The sequence below is a fragment of the Qipengyuania flava genome (assembly GCF_011762005.1).
GTDB classification, from domain to species: domain Bacteria; phylum Pseudomonadota; class Alphaproteobacteria; order Sphingomonadales; family Sphingomonadaceae; genus Qipengyuania; species Qipengyuania flava.
Genome location: NZ_JAASQU010000001.1, coordinates 1,196,327 through 1,213,577, shown reverse-complemented (window position 1 = coordinate 1,213,577; position 17,251 = coordinate 1,196,327). Strand labels below are relative to the sequence as shown.

The following is a 17,251-nucleotide window of genomic DNA, read 5'->3' as shown; positions in this document are numbered from 1 at the left end:
GTCCCCCTAAGAGTTCTTCGATCCGCGTCGCACGTCACTTACGCGTCGTGCTCGCACGTGTTCCAAGAAGCGTGCCAATTGCACGATCCGCGCAATTGCGCGGTTCGGATCGTCGAAATCGGAGTCGCCTGCCTGAAGCACAGACAGAGCCTGCCCGTTTTTTAGGCAGAGGCCAAGCGCAAACCGGCGGTCTCCGGAAGGCCGCACATGAGGTTGAGGTTCTGGACGGCGGCACCGCTGGCGCCCTTGCCAAGATTGTCCAGCCGCGCGACCAGGCGCGCGTTCCAGCCGCCCTCGTTAGCGAATACGAAGAGTTCGAGGCCATCGGTCGCTTCAGCGTCGGTTTCGAGCAGCAGTTCACCGACCGGAGCCGAACCGTGCACCTTCACGAGCCGCGCATCCGCGTAGAAATCGGACAGCGCGGCCCGCAGGTCGTCGGCATGCGGCGTGGCGACCATTGCCCCGAGATGAAGCGGGACTTCGACAAGCATGCCGCGATAGGCCGGCACGACCGAGGGGGCAAAAATAACCGGGTGGTCGAGCCCGGCATGCGCCTGCATCTCGGGGAGGTGCTTGTGGGCAAGATCGTAGCCATAGGCGCGGAAGGCGGGGGCACCTTCGGACCGGAACCGTTCGATCAGGGGTTTGCCGCCGCCCGAAAAGCCGCTCACCGCATTGACCGTAAACGGCCAGTCGGCCGGAAGCAGACCAGCTTTGACCAAAGGCGCCACCAGCGCCAGGAATCCCGTGGGGTAACAGCCGGGATTGCTCACGCGCCGCGCATCGGCCACGCGCTCGGCACCGACGAGCTCGGGGAATCCGTAACACCAGCCTTCGCTGGTGCGGTGCGCGGAGGATGCATCGATAACGCGCGTACCGCCGGCGGGATCGATCAGTTCGACCGCTTCGCGCGCGGCATCGTCGGGCAGGCAGAGAATGGCGATGTCGGCGGCGTTGAGCGCTTCGCGCCGGGCAGCCAAATCCTTGCGCTGCTGTTCGTCGAGGCGCAGGATCTCGAACTCGCTGCGTCCCGCCAGCCGGTCGGCGATCTCGATTCCGGTCGTTCCGGCAGCGCCGTCGATGAAAACCTTATGCGTCACTGGGAGGGGCCAGCTGACCGAGCCGGAGGTAGCCGCTCGGTCCTTCCGGGCCGCAGGCGACCCATGCCCAGTCGCCCGCACAGTCGAGCAGTTCCACTGCCTGTCCCGCGGGCAATTCGGCACCCGCATCGGCGTCGTCATGCATGGCGAGCTTCATCGTGACGGGCTCCGAACCGATCGCACGCGGCTGGGGGATGACATAATGCGCGGCGAGATAGGTCTGCGCCAGCGCGATATGCGCCAAATCGCCGCGCAGCGGCAGCGTCCCCGGCGCCGGCCTGTCGACCGGGCCCTTCAATCCGACGATACCTTCGGGGAGGGAATAGCTGGAAGAAGCTGTCACGCTGTTTGCATAATCCGGTTGTGAACGTCGCGGGCGCTTAGCGGGGCGGGGCCTTTCAGGCAAGTTTGCCGGGCTCAGGGCCTGCCGAAACGGTCGCGCAACATGTGCCAGGCGGCGCGCAGGCCATAGGCATCGCCACCCTTGGGCCGGCCCGGCTTGGCCTGCGGGCGCCAGGCAAAGGTATCGAAATGGGCCCAGTCGATGCCGTCGCCGACGAACTTGTCCAGGAACAGGCCCGCGACACTCGCACCGGCAAAGGCATTGCCATGCGCGTTGTTGGTATCGGCGATGTCCGAATTCAGCCATTCGCGATAGCTGTCGGGCAGGGGGAGGCGCCAGGGCTCGTCATCATGCGCCCTGCCTGCGGCGATCAGCGCATCGGCGGTCTCGTCGCGGCGCGTCATCAGCGCCGGGTAGTCGGGGCCGAGCGCGACGCGGGCGGCGCCCGTCAGCGTCGCAAAATCGAGGATCAGTTCAGGCTTTTCCTCGCTCGCGCGCTGGAGAGCATCGCCAAGAATCAGGCGGCCTTCGGCATCGGTATTGCCGATTTCGACAGTCAGCCCCTTCCGGCTCTTCAGGACATCGCCCGGCCGGAAACTGTTCGAACTGATCGCATTCTCGACTGCGGGAACCAGCAAGTGCAAGCGAACGGGCAGTCCGGCGCCCATCACTAGGCCGGCCAGCGCGATGGCATGCGCCGCACCGCCCATGTCCTTTTTCATCAGCAGCATTCCGGTCGAACTCTTGACGTCGAGACCGCCGCTATCGAAACACACGCCCTTGCCGACAATCGCGAGGACCGGGTCGCTTTCCTTGCCCCATGTAAGGTGCATGATCCGCGGCGCATGATGACGTGCAGCGGCGCGCCCGACCGCGTGGACCATCGGATATTCCTGCTCGAGCGTGTCTCCGCGAGTGACCTTGAGCTCCGCGGAGTGTGCCTTGGCCAGTTCTTCACATTGAGCCTCAAGCGCGGCAGGCCCCATATCTTCGGCGGGCGTGTTGACGAGGTCGCGCACCAGGCAAACCGCTTTCGCTTCGGCGATTGCATTGTCGATCGCACCCACGTCTTTCGTCAGCAGGACCCGTGGACCGACCGGACGTTCGGGCTGCTTGTAGCGATCGAAGACATATTGAGCGGTCTGCCAGCCATGCACGGCGGGGCCGGGTTCACCTTCAGCGCGGCGATATGTGCCGGCGGGCAATGCTTCCGCCAGTTTGGCCATGCACCAGCTCGAAAGCTCCGCCGGGTTCGCGACTCCGCCGACCGCAAACCAGCTGTCACCATCGGGCACGATTCCGACCTGGTAGCCGCTGCCCTCGAACTTCTGCGCTTCGAGCGCGGTGCGCTGGGTGGTGGACAGTTTCTTCACCCACTCGGGGAAGCCGTCGCGGTTGACGAGATGCAGAGAAATCGCGTCCTGCCCGCGGTCGGGCTGGATAAGCGGATCGTTGTCGGCCATATTCGAATTGCCTCTGAATTATCCGGTATACGGTAAGGAAACCGCAATGCGTGCGCCCCTGTTCCTGATTTCGCTCGCCCTGTCGAGTGCGGCCTGTTCCGATGGAACCGGCTATGCCGAACGTGCGGGCGTCGAGACGGAACCCACTTCGCCGACCGCGAATGCGACACCCGTTGCGGCGAAGGCTCAGGAGTTGGAGGAGGAAACCGATCGCTATCTCTTCGCCTATGGCTGGCCTGCCGAAGCATCGGCAGAACCCGGGCTGGCGAAGATCATGAGAACGAAAGCCGATGCTCTGCGCACACGGCTCGTTGCCGATGCCGACGAGGATTGGGACGCTGCCCAGGATGCCGAGTATACGCCGCGCCAGCACAGCGCTTCGATGGAATGGAAGGTGGTCGCGGATCTGCCGCGCTATCTCAGCCTGTCGGGTGAGATGGCAAGCTATTCGGGTGGCGCGCACGGCATGTATGGCGTGCAATCGCTCGTTTGGGACCGCGAGGAAGAGCAGGCCGTCGACGGCATCGCGCTGTTCAATTCTCCGGTCGCGCTGGAGCAGGCGCTGGGCCAGCGGCTATGCGATACGCTCAACGCCGAACGCAGCGAGCGGCGGGGCTTTGCGGTCGAACCCGATAGCGATGACATGTTCGACAAGTGTCCGGGCCTCGACGAGGCGACCGTCCTAATTGGTTCGTCCAATGGCAGGAGCTTCGACCGGCTGGCCGTTTATTTCGGCCCCTATGTCGCCGGTGCTTACGCGGAAGGGGCCTACGAACTCGATTTTCCGGTGACCGCTTCGGTCATCGATGCAGTGAGACCTGCCTATGCCGGGGCGTTCAGCGTGAAGCGCTAGGCCCCTCGCAATTCGCCGACCGAGCGACTATGTGGGCAGCATGACCGAATATCAGGTAATCGAAGGCGACGAGACCGTCTATCGCGACGGTACGATCAAGCTCCACGGGCCGGACGGCTACGAGGGCATGCGCAAGGCCGGCCGGCTTGCGGCCGAAATACTCGACGAACTGACCGGGTTCGTCCAGCCGGGGGTGACCACCGGCGAGATCGACGACAAGGCGCGCACGATGATGCTCGATGCGGGCGCAGTGCCTGCAACAATGGGCTATCGTGGCTACACGCATAGCTGCTGCACTTCGATCAACCACGTCATCTGCCATGGAATCCCGTCGGACAAGGCGCTGAAGGACGGCGACATCGTCAATATCGACGTGACCCCTCTGCTCGACGGATGGCATGGCGATACCAGCCGCATGTTCTTCGCTGGCGAGCCGTCGCTCAAGGCGCAACGACTGGTCGACGTGACCTATGAATGCCTCATGCTCGGCATCGAAGCGGCGGCGAAGCCGGGCGCGCGGCTGGGCGATATCGGCGCAGCGATCGAAGCGCATGCGCGCCAGTTCCGCTATGGAGTCGTGCAGGAATTCTGCGGTCACGGCCTCGGACGATTGTTCCACGATGCGCCCGAGGTGATCCACGCGGCGCGCGCCGGAACGGGCCCCGAACTGAAGCCGGGCATGTTCTTCACCATCGAACCGATGATCAATGCCGGGCGGCCGCACGCCAAAATTCTTCGCGACGGCTGGACTGCAGTCACCCGCGACAAGTCGCTCAGTGCGCAGTTCGAACATTCGATCGCCATCACCGATGACGGGGTGGAGATTTTCACCGAGAGCCCCAAAGGGCTGCACAAGCCGCCTTACTAGGCTTCGCGCGCGGCCCTGATAGCGCCGCCGGCGACGAACGGCGTGACCGCGCACAGGCCGAGGCTGAGCGCGGCTGTCAGCAGCAAACCGCCCGTGTCGTCGGGGCGCGCGAGCGTGCCCGCACCGAAAATCAGGATCGGCACGGCGAGCGGGATCACCATCAGCCCCGCCAGTGCCGCCCCGCCGCGCAGGCTGGCTGTCAACGCGGCAACGGCAAGGCCGACGGCGGCAAGCCCCGGTGTCCCGGCGAGCAGCCCCAGCAGCACGATCCGCGTCGTCGCCTCCGAGATGCCGAGCAGTGCCGCGGCGGGCAGCGTTGCGAGCAGCAGGAGCGGAGCGAAGGCCAGCCAATGCGCGAGCAGGCGTGAAGTCATTGCCCATTCTTCGCTGACGCCGCGCAGGTGCAACTGGTCGAAAACCCCCGCCTCGAGATCGGCCGCCACGAGCTTCTCCAGCGGCAGGATCGCAGCCAGCAGCGCCGCGACCCAGATTACTCCGCCGCCGGTCCGCGCCAGCAATTGCGCGTCCGGGCCGACAGCGAAGGGATAGAGCATCGCCACCGCGAGGAAGAACAGCAGCGGCAGGACGCCCCCGCCGCCGCGCCCGCCGGGAAGCAACAAGCCGAGATCGCGTCGCAGCAGAGTGCCGATCACGCCGCATACTCCGCCAATTCGACACGCGCCGGATCGGGCAGGGCGATGCCCTGATGCGAAGCGACCAGCGCGATGCCCCCGGCCGCGCAATGCTGGGCGATCAGGGCCTCGAAGCTCGCCTGCGCCTGCGTGTCGAGCCCGTTGAGCGGTTCGTCGAGCAGCCAGATCGGACAGGACCGGTTGAGCAGCCGCGCCAGCGCGGCGCGTTTCTTCTGCCCCGTGGAGAGATAGCGTACGGGCACGTCGAGCAGCGGTTCGAGCTGCAGGATTTCGTGCGCGCGCGCCGGGGCCACGCAATCATCCAGCCGTTCCCAGAAACGCAGCGCCTGACCCAGCGGCAGGTTCGGATCGAGTGCCAGCCGTTCATCGACCAGGCCGATTGCACCTTCGCTTGCGACCGATCCCGCTATGGGCCTGAGCAGCCCGGCAAGCATCCGGATCAGGCTCGACTTGCCGATCCCGTTCGCCCCTGCGACAAGCAGCGCGTCACCGGGTGCGCAGGCGAAGGAGAGCCCGCGGAAGAGCAAGCGCTCGCCGCGGCGGCAGGCCAGATCCTTTGCGACGAGGCGAGGTTGCATGGGCTGGAGCGATAGGCAAAAGGCGCGCGAGCGACAAGCTAGAGGAGATTCGCTACCCATGACCGTCGAACAGCTAAGCGAGGAAGACCGCAAGAGCTGGTTGAGCGCACTGCCCCAATGGAGCCTGTGCCGCGACGGCGATGCGATCGAACGCAAGTTCGAATTTGCCGATTTCTCCGAAGCGTTCGCCTTCATGACACGCGTGGCATTGATCGCGGAAACGCGCGATCATCACCCCGAATGGTCCAATGTCTACAATCGTGTCGAGATCACGCTGACCACGCATGATGCAGGTGGTCTCTCGCTGCGCGACGTGAAGATGGCGCGCAAGATCGACGCGCTGCTCGGCTAGGACTTACCGGCCCATCGGACGCCCGCCAGCGCGGGTTCCCTTGCGCACCCGACCCGGCAACCACCGCGCGGCAAAGGCCATGCGTTTGGCGGTCTTGCCGACGGTGGTGTGCAGCCTTTCGCCATGCACCGCGGCCCATGCCGCCGCCGCCACGTCGCCCACCGGCGTGATCTCGAGGCCGGAATCGGTCACGCGCTGGCGGATGCCTTCGTTCGACCGGGCGTTGGGATTGTGATCGAGCAGCGGCGTGTCGATGAAGCTGGGCATGAGCGAACGCACATCGATCCCGTCAGCCGCCCATTCGCCATCGAGGCTTTCGGTTATGGCGCGAACGCCGAATTTGGTCGCCGAGTAGACGCTGGCGCCGGGCGTTCCATAGATGCCGGCAGCGCTCGCAGTGTTGAGCAGGCACGACCCGGGCGCCGTCTTCTGCAGATAGGGGTAGGCCGCCTGCGCGCCGAACAGCACGCCCTTGAGGTTGATGTCGAGACAGCGCTCTATTTCTTCCGGACTGTTCTCGATCAGCGATCCGCCCAGCGGGATACCGGCGTTGTTGAACAGGACATCGATGCGGCCGCCGGTCGCGACCGAGAACGCCTCGAGCGCTTCGTCCCACGCGGTGCGGTCGCGCACGTCGTGCAGATGCGTATAGACGAAGCCATTGCCGATCAGTTCGGCGGTTTCGTGCAATCCCGTCTTGTCGATATCGCCGAGGCCAACGAACCAGCCGCGTTCGGCGAAGTGCAGTGCCACGGCCCGGCCGATCCCCGATCCGCCGCCGGTAATGTAAATCGCCTTGCGATCGCTCATCGAATTCCCTCCCGTTCGCGCATCACAGCGCTGCATTTGTATAGGCATGCCAGGTGAAAATCGCCATGGCCCCGCGATGGGGCTGCCAGCGTGCCCCGATCTCGCGCGTTTCCTTTTCGCTCGGCCGCGCGGACAGCGTCAGCATCCGGCCGACGGCTTCCTGCACCGCGAGGTCTCCTGCCGGCCAGATATCAGGGCGTCCCTCGGCGAACAGGAGATAGATCTCCGCCGACCAGCGACCGATGCCCTTGATGCGTACGAGTTCGGCAATGGCCTCTTCATCGTCCGCGGGCAGGCTGGCGAGGTCCAGTTCATTGCTGGTGACCAGTTCGCATAAGCTGCGAGCATAACCCTGTTTCTGCCGCGAAAGCCCGCATGCGCGCAGCGTATCGAAATCGCGGGCGAGCAATTCCTCAGCCTGCATATCTTCGCCGAGTTCGGCTTCGAGTTTTCCCCAGACCGCATCGGCGGAAGCAACGCTGACCTGCTGGCCGACGATCGTGCGCAGCAGCGTGCGGTAGCCCGTCGGCCGGATCCGCTCCTCAGGATAGCCGCACCGCTCGAGCGCTCCGGCGACCACGGGGTCCTCGGCCGCCACCGCATCGAGGTGGTCGCGTAGCTGTGCATTGGACAGACCCATGGCGAGTGCGCTTGCCTTCCCGGTCACGATTGAATAGCAGCCGCTCGCATAGGGTCGGCCAGTGGCCCTTTGCAACCGAGGATAGACGCAATGCCCAAACTGATCGTGACCACTCGTGAAGGCGAAACCAGCGAAATCGACGTCGCCGACGGCCTCACCGTGATGGAAGCGATCCGCGACAATGGTTTCGACGAGCTGCTGGCGCTGTGCGGCGGTTGCTGTTCGTGCGCGACCTGCCATGTCCATGTCGATGCGGCCTATTCCGACAAGCTGCCCGAAATGACCGAAGACGAGGACGATCTGCTGGAATCGACCGATCATCGCCAGCCGACCTCGCGCCTGTCGTGCCAGATTCCCTTTACCCCCGAACTGGACGGGCTGAAGGTTACTATCGCGCCTGAAGATTGATGTTGTTTGCGGGTTGGGCTCGCACCGCCTAACTCGCCCAGCATGACTTCAATTCCCGTACGCGAGCATACGCTCGACCTCATCGGCAATACGCCGCTGGTTCGCCTCGAGGGACCCAGCGCGGAAGCCGGCTGCGACATCTATGGCAAGTGTGAATTCACCAATCCCGGTGCCTCGGTAAAGGACCGCGCCGCGCTCTACATCATTCGTGATGCCGAAGCGCGGGGCGAGCTCAAGGCAGGAGGCACGGTGGTCGAGGGCACGGCCGGCAACACCGGGATCGGCATTGCGCTGGTCGCGAATGCGCTGGGCTATCGCACGATCATCGTAATGCCCGACAACCAGTCGCAGGAAAAGATGCAGACCATCCGCGCACTGGGCGCGGAATTGGTTACAGTGCCGCCTACCAAATATGCCGATTGCAACCATTTCCAGCACGTCTCGCGCCGGATGGCTGAGGAAATCGACGGGGCGATCTGGGCCGGCCAGTTCGACAATACCGCCAACCGCAAGGCGCATATCGAGACCACGGCGAAGGAACTGTGGGAACAGCTCGAAGGGCGGATCGACGGGTTTACCTGCGCCGCCGGAACCGGCGGGACGATCGCCGGGGTCGGGATGGGCCTCAAGGAATTCGACGAGAACGTTACCATCGCACTCACCGATCCGCACGGTGCGGCGCTGTACAATTACTTCGCGCATGGCGAATTGAAGGCCGAAGGGTCTTCCGTGGCCGAAGGCATCGGGCAGGGGCGCATAACCGGTAATCTCGAAGGCGCGCCGATCGATACGCAATTCCGGGTTTCGGACGAAGAAGGTCTGTCTTGGGTCGAACGCCTGCTGCGCGAGGAAGGGCTCAGTCTGGGTCTGTCTTCGGGCATCAACGTTGCCGGTGCGGTCGCACTGGGCAAGCAATTGGTCGCCGAGGGGCGCGACAACCCGCGGGTCGCCACGATCCTGTGCGACACGGGCTTCCGCTACCTTTCGACGCTGTACAATCCCGAATGGCTTAAGGCCAATGGACTGCCGGTGTTCGATTGGTTGCAATCGGGCGATTGACTGCTGAGCAAGCGTGCCTAGGCTTATGCGGGTGCATCAATTCTTCGACATGAGCCGCAAGCCGCCGGTGGGCGAACTGCCCGACGTACCCGGCAACGATGCGCGGCGCGAACGCACGATGCAGCGGTTGCAGATCGGCATTACGGGGATCGTGATGATGATCCTCCTCGTCGGCTTGGCAAGCATCATCCAGGACCGCGCGGCCGAGACCGATGCGACAACGGTTCCCGCGGCCGCTCCGACCACCGAGCCCACTCAGGCGCCCCCGCAGAACGATCCTCTGGTCGAAGCGGGTGTGGTCCCCGACCTGCCCGCGCAACCGACCGCGACGCCGTCTGCAACGCCGACGGCCGGACCGATGGGCGAGGGCGATGCGCTTCCCGCGCCCAATTGACGCGTTCGTCGCAGCTCTGACGCTGGCGCTGGGCGCTGCAGCGTGTTCAGCTGTCCCGGCGGGGGATGAGCCCGCGGGTCCCAAGCCCGATGTCGGGTTCTTCTCGACCCTGCCGATCTATTGGGGTGAGGGCGCGTTCGGCGCCATGCTCGATGGATCGGCGAAGCCCGACTGGGTGCGGGAGGAAATGGAGACGCGCCTGACGATGGTGCCGCTCGATACGCTCGAGGCAGAAGCGCTTGCCGGGCTGAAGCGCGTCGTGCTCGCTCAGCCGCGCGCTCTTGCACCCTCCGAGAACATGGCCTTCGATGCCTGGGTTCGCAAAGGTGGTCGCGCGGTCATCTTCGCCGACCCGATGCTCACCAGGCACTCTCATTACCCCATTGGGGATCGGCGGAGACCGCAGGATGTCGTGCTGTTGTCGCCCATCCTCGATCACTGGGGGCTGACGCTTACCTTCGATGATGCGCAACCGGCAGAGGAGCAATCGGTCGCGTTGAATGGCGTGGACATTCCGGTTCGTCTTGCCGGACGCTTGCAACTGGCGCCCGCGCCTGCCGCAGGCGACTGCACTCTTTATGCCGACCGTTTGGCTGCACGCTGCGCCATAGGGGACGGCCATGTTCTCGTCATCGCCGATGCGGCGGTATTCGATTGGGAGGGCGACGCCCCTCCGCCGCCCGAGCGCCGGGCTGCCCTTTGGCAGACCTTGGCCACGCTGCTCTCCGGGAAATAGCGCTTTGCCACGCCGTGCGGGATAATACGGGATGGGACCCGGGAAATCCCGGGATCGCCCGAATCCGCTACGGGATTCTCCCCGTTTTCCAGGCGCTTCCTTAACAGTTTAGCAGGAGTTTCGAGTTCGCGTCTTCTAAAATAATATTTAAAATACAATTGCTTACGGACTTATCCCGTAAATTCCCGCAATTTTCCCTTTCATCCCCGCGATGCCCGCGATAAACCGGCATCACATCGGACAAGGACTGTCACTGCGCGCGCTGCCGGCAGGCGGGGCGGCTCGCCCTATCGGCTGGGCGAGTGGGTGGTCCTGTGCGGTGAGGAGGTAAGCGAAACCGCATTCGAGGTTCGGGGCAAGTGTCTTTTGGAGGGTACAGTGGTCAGGCCTATTCGCCCGCGGGCGATAAGGGCCGCTTTGTGCTTCCGCCCCTCTTTCGCAAGGCGGTGAAGGAGAGCAGCGACGGTCGTGTCCTGTGCCTGTCCAAGCATACCAGCTGGAACTGCCTCGTCGGCTTCGGCCTCTCGCGCAAACCTGAACTCGAAGCCCAGCTCGATCGCGAGGAAGAGCTCGCGGTGCGACTGGGCAAGGAATTCGACCGCGACACGCGATCGAGCCAGCTATTCGGCTTCCAGGAAATGCCCTTCGACGACAGCGGGCGCTTCGTCATGCCCGATCACTTGCGCTTGCTCGGCAAGATCGAAGACGGCCTGTACTTCCAGGGTGGCGGACGCTTCTTCACACTGTGGAACCCTGCCGAACTGGCGCAGATGGGTGACGACTGGGCGGGCGCGAAGGCGGCCTGCGACAGTTTCCTCGCCGATGCGAAGGCGAGGGGCAAATGAGCGCCGCTCCGCATGTTCCCGTCCTCCTCGAAGAGGTCATCGCTGCGCTTGACCCGCAGCCGGGCGACGTCGTTATCGATGCGACCTTCGGCGCGGGCGGATATACGCGCGCCTTGCTCGATCGCGGCGCCACGGTGCATGCGTTCGACCGCGATCCCGACGCCATCGCCGCAGGGCAGCGCTGGGCGGAAACCCAGGAAAGCCCGCCGCGCCTCGTCCTCCACCCGCATCGCTTCTCCGAGATGCTTGACGTCATGACGTCGGTTGGCCTTGCGCGGGTCGATGGCGTGGTAATGGATATCGGCGTGTCCTCGATGCAGCTCGACCAGGCGCATCGCGGTTTCGCCTTCTCTGCCGACGGTCCGCTCGACATGCGGATGAGCCAGGATGGCGCCAGTGCTGCCGATTTCCTCAACACGGCCGATGAAAAAGCCATCGCCGATGTGCTCTATACCTATGGCGAGGAACGTCAGTCGCGCCGCGTGGCGCGCGCGATCGTGGCAGCGCGCCCGCTCGAGACGACCGGCGAACTCGCACGCATCGTGCGCAGGGCATTGGGCCATAAACCGCACGACAAGAAGGACCCGGCCACGCGTACCTTCCAGGCCGTGCGCATCCATGTGAACGGCGAGCTCGACGAACTGTCCGCAGGGCTGTCGGCCGCCGAAAGCCTGCTGCGTGAAGGGGGCCGCCTTGCGGTGGTCAGCTTCCACAGCCTCGAAGACCGGATCGTCAAGCGCTTCCTGCGCGAGGCATCCTCAACCCCGAGCGCTTCGCGTCACGTCCCTTTGGCGGCGCAGGACGATCCGGTCTTTTCGCAGGTCAGCAAGGCGATCAAGCCGGGCGAGGCAGAACTGGAACGCAATCCGCGCGCACGCTCGTCGGTTCTGCGCCATGCGACACGCACGGCCACGCCCGCGCGGGAGGCCGCGTGATGGTGGGCGGTTCGCGTATCCGGCAGATCGGCTGGGCTTTGGTGCTGGCGATCTGTTTCGCCTTGCTTCTCGCTCTGACTTTCAAGGTCAACGCGGTCAAAAGCGATGTGCGTCTCGCCGAACGTCGGATCATTGCCGCGCAGCAGGCCAAGCTGATGCTCGAAACCGAGTTCGAGACCCGCGCAAGCCAGCAGCAACTGTCCAACTGGAACGCGGTCGAGTTCGGCTATTCCGCGCCGCGCGCCGACCAGTATCTCGAGAGCGAACGGCAGCTTGCCGCGCTCGGTACTCCGCGCGGCGTCGATGCCCCGTCGCCCGTACGTGTCGCGCTCAACCGGCCCGCGCGCGAAAGCGAAGGCTTGTTCGCCGAATGGATCGAGGGCGAGGCGGATAACGCAACGCCTGTCGATGGCCGCGATGTCGTGACCGCCAGCGGTCTCGCCGAACGACTGGCCAGCCCCGCGGTCGGCATGGCGGGCGTCGCCGAGGTGAGCCAGTGAACGCCTTCTCCGGCTTCGGTCCCGCGATCGCAGCGGGCAGGAGTGGGCATGGTGCGGTGAGCATGGCGCTTGCGTCCGGGCGCGTGCAACTGGTCAACATTCGTCAGGAATCGCTCACCCTCGCGCGCTGGCGTGTGCTGTGGATCGCCCTGGGCTTCGCCTTTGTGGCGCTGCTCGCGCTGGTGCGGATCGCCTATCTCGGCGCATCCGACCATGGCGCTCGCGGCACCTCGCTCGAGGAGGCGCTGCTGCCGCCGCGGGGCGAGATTGCCGATCGCAACGGCGTTCCGCTGGCCCGGGCCTTCCCCGCCTATGCGCTGTGGTTCAATCCCACCGCGCTGGGTGAAGACGGCACGCCGCTGGTGAGTGAACCCGAAGAGGTTGCCGCGCGGCTCAAGGCAATTTTCCCCGATCTCGACGAGAAGCGGGTTGCCGCACAATTCGCCGCCGGAAAACAGGGCTACATCCGTCGCCGCGTGCTTCCCGAGGAAGCCAATCGCGTGCAGGAGATCGGCGAGCTGGCGCTGGAAATGCCGATGGAAAATGACCGGCATTATCCGCAGGGATCGATGGCCGCGCATGTGCTCGGTTACGTTGCCGCCGATGGCAAGGGCCGGGTGGGCATGGAGCAGGTGCTCGACAAGCATCTCTCCGACCCGAACACGCGCGGCACGCCGGTCTCGCTATCGATCGATTCCCGCGTGCAGGGCGCACTCGAGGACGAACTGCGTCGCGGGATGAAGCTGGTGCAGGCGCAGGGCGGTGCGGGGATCGTGCTCGACGTCGACACGGGCGAAGTGCTTGCGCTTGCCTCGCTGCCCGAATTCGATCCCAACAAGATCGATGCGCGCGGTCAGAAACTGATGTTCAATCGGGTGACCAACCAGGTCTACGAACTTGGCTCGACCTTCAAGCCGCTGTCGGTCGCTGCCGCGATCGACGCGGGGGTGGTGCGCAATCTCGGTCGCCGATGGGACGCGAGCCCGGTCAAGGTCGGGCGCTTCAGCATCAAGGACAGCCACTCGATGGGCGCGGACCTCAATGTGGTCGAAGCGCTGATCCACTCGTCCAATACCGTGACCGCGCGTGTTGCCGACGAACTCGGCCCCGAACGCATGCGCCGCACGATGATCGACCTCGGCATGAACGAGCGGCCCTATATCGAATTGCCCGCCAAGGGCTTCCCGATCTGGCCGGGCGAGAAATGGCCGCGCCTGCGCTCGATGACGGTCGGTTACGGCCATGGCATCGCCGTGACCCCGCTGCATCTCGCCAGCGCCTATGCAGCGATGGTCAACGGCGGGATCTGGCGTCCGGCCACGCTGAAAAAGCTCGGGCCGGGTGAAGCGCCGAAGGGACGCCGCGTGTTCAAGGCCTCGACGTCGAGCCGCATGCGCCAGTTGCTTCGGGCGATCGCGGTCTACGGCACCGGAAAGAATGCCGATGCACCCGGCTACCGTGTCGGCGGCAAGACCGGTTCGGCCGAAAAGCCGGGCGGGAGCGCCGGCTATCGCAAGACCGCGCTGGTCTCGACCTTTGCGGCCGCCTTCCCGATGGATCGGCCCCGCTATGTCGTGATTGCCATGCTCGATGAACCGCGTGGGACGCTCGCAAGCTCGTATCAGCGCACCGCCGCCTGGAATGCGGCGCCGATCGTCGGGCGACTGGTCCCGCGCATCGGCCCGCTGATCGGCGTGCGTCCCGACGACACGCGCGACGTCGACATTACCGATCTCAAGCCGCTGATCCCGGAGGCGAACAAGTGAAGCTGGCCAAGCTGTGCGACGAGGCGGGCCTTGCCTGCGCCGGGGACGCCCTGGTGACAGGTTTTGCGATCGACAATCGCAAGGTCGCTCCCGGAACTGTCTTCGGGGCTTTTCAGGGCCTGCAGGTCAATGGCGAGAATTTCATCCCCGCGGCGATCGAGGCCGGGGCGGTTGCCGTCGTCGCGCGGCCCGAAGCCAGGGTCGACGGGGCCATCCACATCGCCGACGCGATGCCGCGGCGCGCATTCGCAAAGCTGGCCGCCCGCTTCTTTACGCCCGTGCCCGACCATATCGTCGCGGTCACGGGTACCAACGGCAAGACTTCGACTGTCGAGATGACACGCCAGATCTGGCGCATGGCGGGGCACCGTGCAGCCAGCATCGGCACTTTGGGTGTCACCACGCCCGACGAAAGCGTTTCGACCGGGCTGACCACCCCCGACATCGTCACCTTCCTTGCGAACCTCAGCGGGCTGGCGCGCGAAGGGGTCACGCATGTCGCCTACGAAGCGTCGAGCCACGGGCTGGCGCAGTTCCGCAATGAAGGTGTGCCCGTCATGGCGGCTGGCTTCACCAATTTCAGCCGCGACCATCTCGACTATCATACCGACATGGAAGACTATTTCGCGGCCAAAATGCGGCTGTTCGACGAGGTCATTTCCCCCGATGCGACCGCGGTCGTATGGATGGGGGCGGAAGCCAGCGAATGGAATGCGCGCGTGGTCGACCATGCGCAACAACGGGGCCTGAAGGTCATGACCGTCGGTGAAGCGGGTGAGACCATCCGCCTCACCGGACGCGAGCCGACCCAACTGGGCCAGTCGCTGACGATAGAGCATGACGGAACGAGCCGTACCTTCAATTTGCCGCTGATCGGTGCGTACCAGGTATCCAACGCGCTGACCGCAGCGGGACTGGCGCTGACCACGGGCATCGATGCCAGTCAGGTCTGGGACGCGGTCGCGCGCCTGCAGCCGGTTCGCGGGCGGCTCGAACGCGCGGCGATCGCTCCTTCGGATGCGCCGATCTATGTCGATTACGCACACACGCCCGATGCGCTCGAGGCGGCCATCGCTGCGCTGCGCCCGCACGTTTCCGGCCGATTGATAACCGTTTTCGGTGCCGGCGGAGACCGGGATCACGGCAAGCGCGCCCCGATGGGGGCTGCCGCCGCCAAGGCGAGCGATCTGGTGATCGTCACCGATGACAATCCGCGCGGCGAGGATCCTGCGGATATCCGCCGGCAAGTGCTTGAGGGTGCGCCGCAGGCGCGCGAAATAGGCGGGCGTCGCGAAGCCATTCACGCAGCCATCGCCGAGGCCGGGGCGCAGGACATCGTCCTCATCGCCGGCAAGGGTCACGAAACGGGTCAGATCATCGGATCGGGAGAAAACATGCGAGTGCTGCCCTTCGACGATGTTGAAGTCGCGCGCGAATGCGTCGGCGAAATTGCCAGAGGTGACGCATGAGCGCCGCCATCCTGCGTCACCCGGCCTATGTCGAATGGCCTGCCGATCCGCGCGATCGGCTGCCGCTCACGCTATGGGACGCGCGCAGCATCGCGGAAGCGGTCGGCGGAACGGCCAGCCATGATTTCCAGGTCGCCGGTGTCGAGATGGACAGCCGCGACGTGGTCAATGGCGACCTGTTCATCGCGCTCAAGGGCGAAGCGATGGACGGCCACCGTTTCCTCGACAAGGCCTTCGCCAATGGCGCGGCAGGGGCGATCGTCGATCGCCCGGTGGACTGGCCCCATATCCTGGTCGACGACACCACCCGCGCGCTCGAAGCGCTGGCGCGTGCTGCGCGCAGCCGTGTCGAAGCCACGATCATCGGAGTGACCGGTTCGGTTGGCAAGACCGGCGTCAAGGAAGCGATCTTCGCCAGTCTGGAACGCGCCAGCCGCGGCGCCGCGCATCGTTCGACCCGCAGCTACAACAACCATGTGGGCGTCCCGCTCAGCCTTGCCCGGATGCCTGCGCGCAGCCGTTTCGGTATCTTCGAGATGGGCATGAACCACGCGGGCGAGATTGCGGGACTGACCACGCAGGTCCGCCCGCACGTTGCCGTCATCACCACGATCGCCCCCGCGCATATCGAGAACCTCGGCAGCATGGAAGCGATCGCCGATGCCAAGGCGGAGATATTCGCCGGGCTCGAGCCGGGCGGGACCGCGGTCGTCCCGGCGGATAGCGAGCATTATGAACGCCTCAAGCTCGCCGCGGAACGCGTCGGCGCCAAGGTGGTCAGCTTCGGTCGCGCACGCTTTGCCGACGTCCGCTTGCTCGATGCCATTCCCAGCGCCAACGGCGGCAGCCTCGTGACTTGCGAATTTCCCGAAGGGCGGCTGTGCTACACCGTCGCCGAACCCGGCGATCACTGGGTGATCAACTCGCTTGCGGTCATGGCCAGCGTGCGAGCCGCGGGCGGCGACATGGCGGCTGCCGGGCTGGCGCTGGCCGAAATGGGCGGGCTCAAGGGACGCGGCGCGCGGCACGGGATCGACGTACCGGGCGGCAAGGCGCTGCTCATCGATGAAAGCTACAACGCCAATCCCGCCAGCATGCGCGCCACGCTGGCGCAGCTCGGGCAGACCCCCTCGGGGCGCCGGATAGCGGTGCTCGGCGCGATGAAGGAGTTGGGCGATTTCGGAACGCAGTTCCATGCCGCACTGTCCGAACCGATCATCGCCGCCGATGTCGATTATGCCGTGCTGGTGGGCGAAGAGATGGGCGCCTTGGCGCGGGAACTGGGGAAACCGCAGAGCTCCGTCCTTGGCAAGCCTATCGCCTGGGCGCATTGCCAGACTGCCGACGAGGCGATCGAGCTGCTCGAAGACTTCGGTGTCGTCGCGGGCGATGCCGTGCTGGTCAAGGGCTCCAACTCGGTCGGTCTTGGCCGGCTCGTGGATCATTTCACCCGCGCCGGCTAGGCGCGACGAGAGGCCG

20 protein-coding genes are annotated in these 17,251 nt (G+C 65.2%); 13 read left to right on the top strand and 7 right to left on the bottom strand.

The window, feature by feature from the left end; genetic code table 11:
* Positions 1–161: 161 nt before the first annotated feature.
* From argC to FHS69_RS06015, 3 genes are all read right to left on the bottom strand, one after another.
* Complete coding sequence (gene argC / locus FHS69_RS06025) at positions 162–1,100, bottom strand: N-acetyl-gamma-glutamyl-phosphate reductase (RefSeq protein ID WP_166776899.1); 939 nt, start codon at positions 1,098–1,100, stop codon at positions 162–164.
* The gene (locus FHS69_RS13825) at positions 1,090–1,443 is read right to left on the bottom strand and encodes a hypothetical protein (RefSeq protein ID WP_166776898.1); all 354 of its coding nucleotides are present in this window, start codon (positions 1,441–1,443) and stop codon (positions 1,090–1,092) included. Before FHS69_RS13825 ends, argC begins: the two co-directional genes overlap by 11 nt.
* Positions 1,444–1,517: 74 nt before the next feature.
* Entirely contained in the window at positions 1,518–2,906 is a 1,389-nt protein-coding gene (locus FHS69_RS06015) for a leucyl aminopeptidase family protein (protein WP_166776897.1), read from the bottom strand.
* Positions 2,907–2,952: 46 nt separating this feature from the next.
* Between FHS69_RS06015 and FHS69_RS06010 the strand changes: the two genes are divergently transcribed.
* Both FHS69_RS06010 and map read left to right on the top strand, forming a co-directional pair.
* On the top strand, positions 2,953–3,759 hold the full coding sequence (locus tag FHS69_RS06010; protein WP_166776896.1) for a PdaC/SigV domain-containing protein: 807 nt from the start codon (positions 2,953–2,955) through the stop codon (positions 3,757–3,759).
* A gap of 40 nt (positions 3,760–3,799) precedes the next feature.
* On the top strand, positions 3,800–4,627 hold the full coding sequence (gene map / locus FHS69_RS06005; protein WP_067501502.1) for a type I methionyl aminopeptidase: 828 nt from the start codon (positions 3,800–3,802) through the stop codon (positions 4,625–4,627).
* Here map and FHS69_RS06000 read toward each other — a convergent pair.
* Both FHS69_RS06000 and ccmA read right to left on the bottom strand, forming a co-directional pair.
* Positions 4,624–5,280, bottom strand: coding sequence for a heme exporter protein CcmB (locus tag FHS69_RS06000; protein ID WP_166776895.1), 657 nt, complete (start codon positions 5,278–5,280; stop codon positions 4,624–4,626). The genes map and FHS69_RS06000 overlap by 4 nt on opposite strands.
* The gene (ccmA, locus tag FHS69_RS05995; protein WP_166776894.1) at positions 5,277–5,858 is read right to left on the bottom strand and encodes a heme ABC exporter ATP-binding protein CcmA; all 582 of its coding nucleotides are present in this window, start codon (positions 5,856–5,858) and stop codon (positions 5,277–5,279) included. Before ccmA ends, FHS69_RS06000 begins: the two co-directional genes overlap by 4 nt.
* Before the next feature lie 58 nt (positions 5,859–5,916).
* On the opposite strand from ccmA, the gene FHS69_RS05990 reads away from it, so the two are divergent.
* Complete coding sequence (locus FHS69_RS05990; protein ID WP_067462917.1) at positions 5,917–6,210, top strand: 4a-hydroxytetrahydrobiopterin dehydratase; 294 nt, start codon at positions 5,917–5,919, stop codon at positions 6,208–6,210.
* A gap of 3 nt (positions 6,211–6,213) precedes the next feature.
* Here the strand turns inward: FHS69_RS05990 and FHS69_RS05985 are convergent, their stop codons facing one another.
* Positions 6,214–7,020, bottom strand: a complete 807-nt coding sequence (locus tag FHS69_RS05985; protein ID WP_166776893.1) for an SDR family oxidoreductase — start codon at positions 7,018–7,020, stop codon at positions 6,214–6,216.
* A gap of 22 nt (positions 7,021–7,042) precedes the next feature.
* Positions 7,043–7,660 (bottom strand): DNA-3-methyladenine glycosylase family protein, encoded by a 618-nt coding sequence (locus FHS69_RS05980; protein ID WP_166777084.1) that lies wholly within the window; start codon positions 7,658–7,660, stop codon positions 7,043–7,045.
* Between the two features lie 90 nt (positions 7,661–7,750).
* On the opposite strand from FHS69_RS05980, the gene FHS69_RS05975 reads away from it, so the two are divergent.
* From FHS69_RS05975 to FHS69_RS05930, 10 genes are all read left to right on the top strand, one after another.
* Complete coding sequence (locus tag FHS69_RS05975; protein ID WP_067462927.1) at positions 7,751–8,068, top strand: 2Fe-2S iron-sulfur cluster-binding protein; 318 nt, start codon at positions 7,751–7,753, stop codon at positions 8,066–8,068.
* A 42-nt stretch (positions 8,069–8,110) separates the two neighbouring features.
* Positions 8,111–9,127 (top strand): cysteine synthase A, encoded by a 1,017-nt coding sequence (locus FHS69_RS05970; protein ID WP_166776892.1) that lies wholly within the window; start codon positions 8,111–8,113, stop codon positions 9,125–9,127.
* Between the two features lie 31 nt (positions 9,128–9,158).
* Positions 9,159–9,521, top strand: coding sequence for a hypothetical protein (locus FHS69_RS05965; RefSeq protein WP_341801726.1), 363 nt, complete (start codon positions 9,159–9,161; stop codon positions 9,519–9,521).
* On the top strand, positions 9,499–10,257 hold the full coding sequence (locus tag FHS69_RS05960) for an ABC transporter (protein WP_166776891.1): 759 nt from the start codon (positions 9,499–9,501) through the stop codon (positions 10,255–10,257). Before FHS69_RS05965 ends, FHS69_RS05960 begins: the two co-directional genes overlap by 23 nt.
* Before the next feature lie 419 nt (positions 10,258–10,676).
* On the top strand, positions 10,677–11,102 hold the full coding sequence (locus FHS69_RS05955; protein WP_224800852.1) for a division/cell wall cluster transcriptional repressor MraZ: 426 nt from the start codon (positions 10,677–10,679) through the stop codon (positions 11,100–11,102).
* Positions 11,099–12,037: a 16S rRNA (cytosine(1402)-N(4))-methyltransferase RsmH gene (gene rsmH, locus FHS69_RS05950; RefSeq protein ID WP_166776890.1), complete on the top strand. Its 939-nt coding sequence runs from the start codon at positions 11,099–11,101 to the stop codon at positions 12,035–12,037. Before FHS69_RS05955 ends, rsmH begins: the two co-directional genes overlap by 4 nt.
* Positions 12,037–12,537, top strand: a complete 501-nt coding sequence (locus tag FHS69_RS05945) for a hypothetical protein (protein WP_067501639.1) — start codon at positions 12,037–12,039, stop codon at positions 12,535–12,537. Before rsmH ends, FHS69_RS05945 begins: the two co-directional genes overlap by 1 nt.
* 62 nt (positions 12,538–12,599) lie before the next feature.
* On the top strand, positions 12,600–14,303 hold the full coding sequence (locus FHS69_RS05940; RefSeq protein ID WP_067463168.1) for a peptidoglycan D,D-transpeptidase FtsI family protein: 1,704 nt from the start codon (positions 12,600–12,602) through the stop codon (positions 14,301–14,303).
* A complete protein-coding gene (locus tag FHS69_RS05935; protein ID WP_166776889.1) occupies positions 14,300–15,772 on the top strand; it encodes a UDP-N-acetylmuramoyl-L-alanyl-D-glutamate--2,6-diaminopimelate ligase in 1,473 nt (490 codons plus the stop codon). Before FHS69_RS05940 ends, FHS69_RS05935 begins: the two co-directional genes overlap by 4 nt.
* Positions 15,769–17,235 carry a UDP-N-acetylmuramoyl-tripeptide--D-alanyl-D-alanine ligase gene (locus FHS69_RS05930; RefSeq protein WP_166776888.1) on the top strand — a complete coding sequence of 489 codons (1,467 nt, stop codon included), beginning with the start codon at positions 15,769–15,771 and terminating at the stop codon, positions 17,233–17,235. The genes FHS69_RS05935 and FHS69_RS05930 overlap by 4 nt, the downstream gene beginning before the upstream one ends.
* The last annotated feature ends 16 nt before the right edge of the window (positions 17,236–17,251 follow it).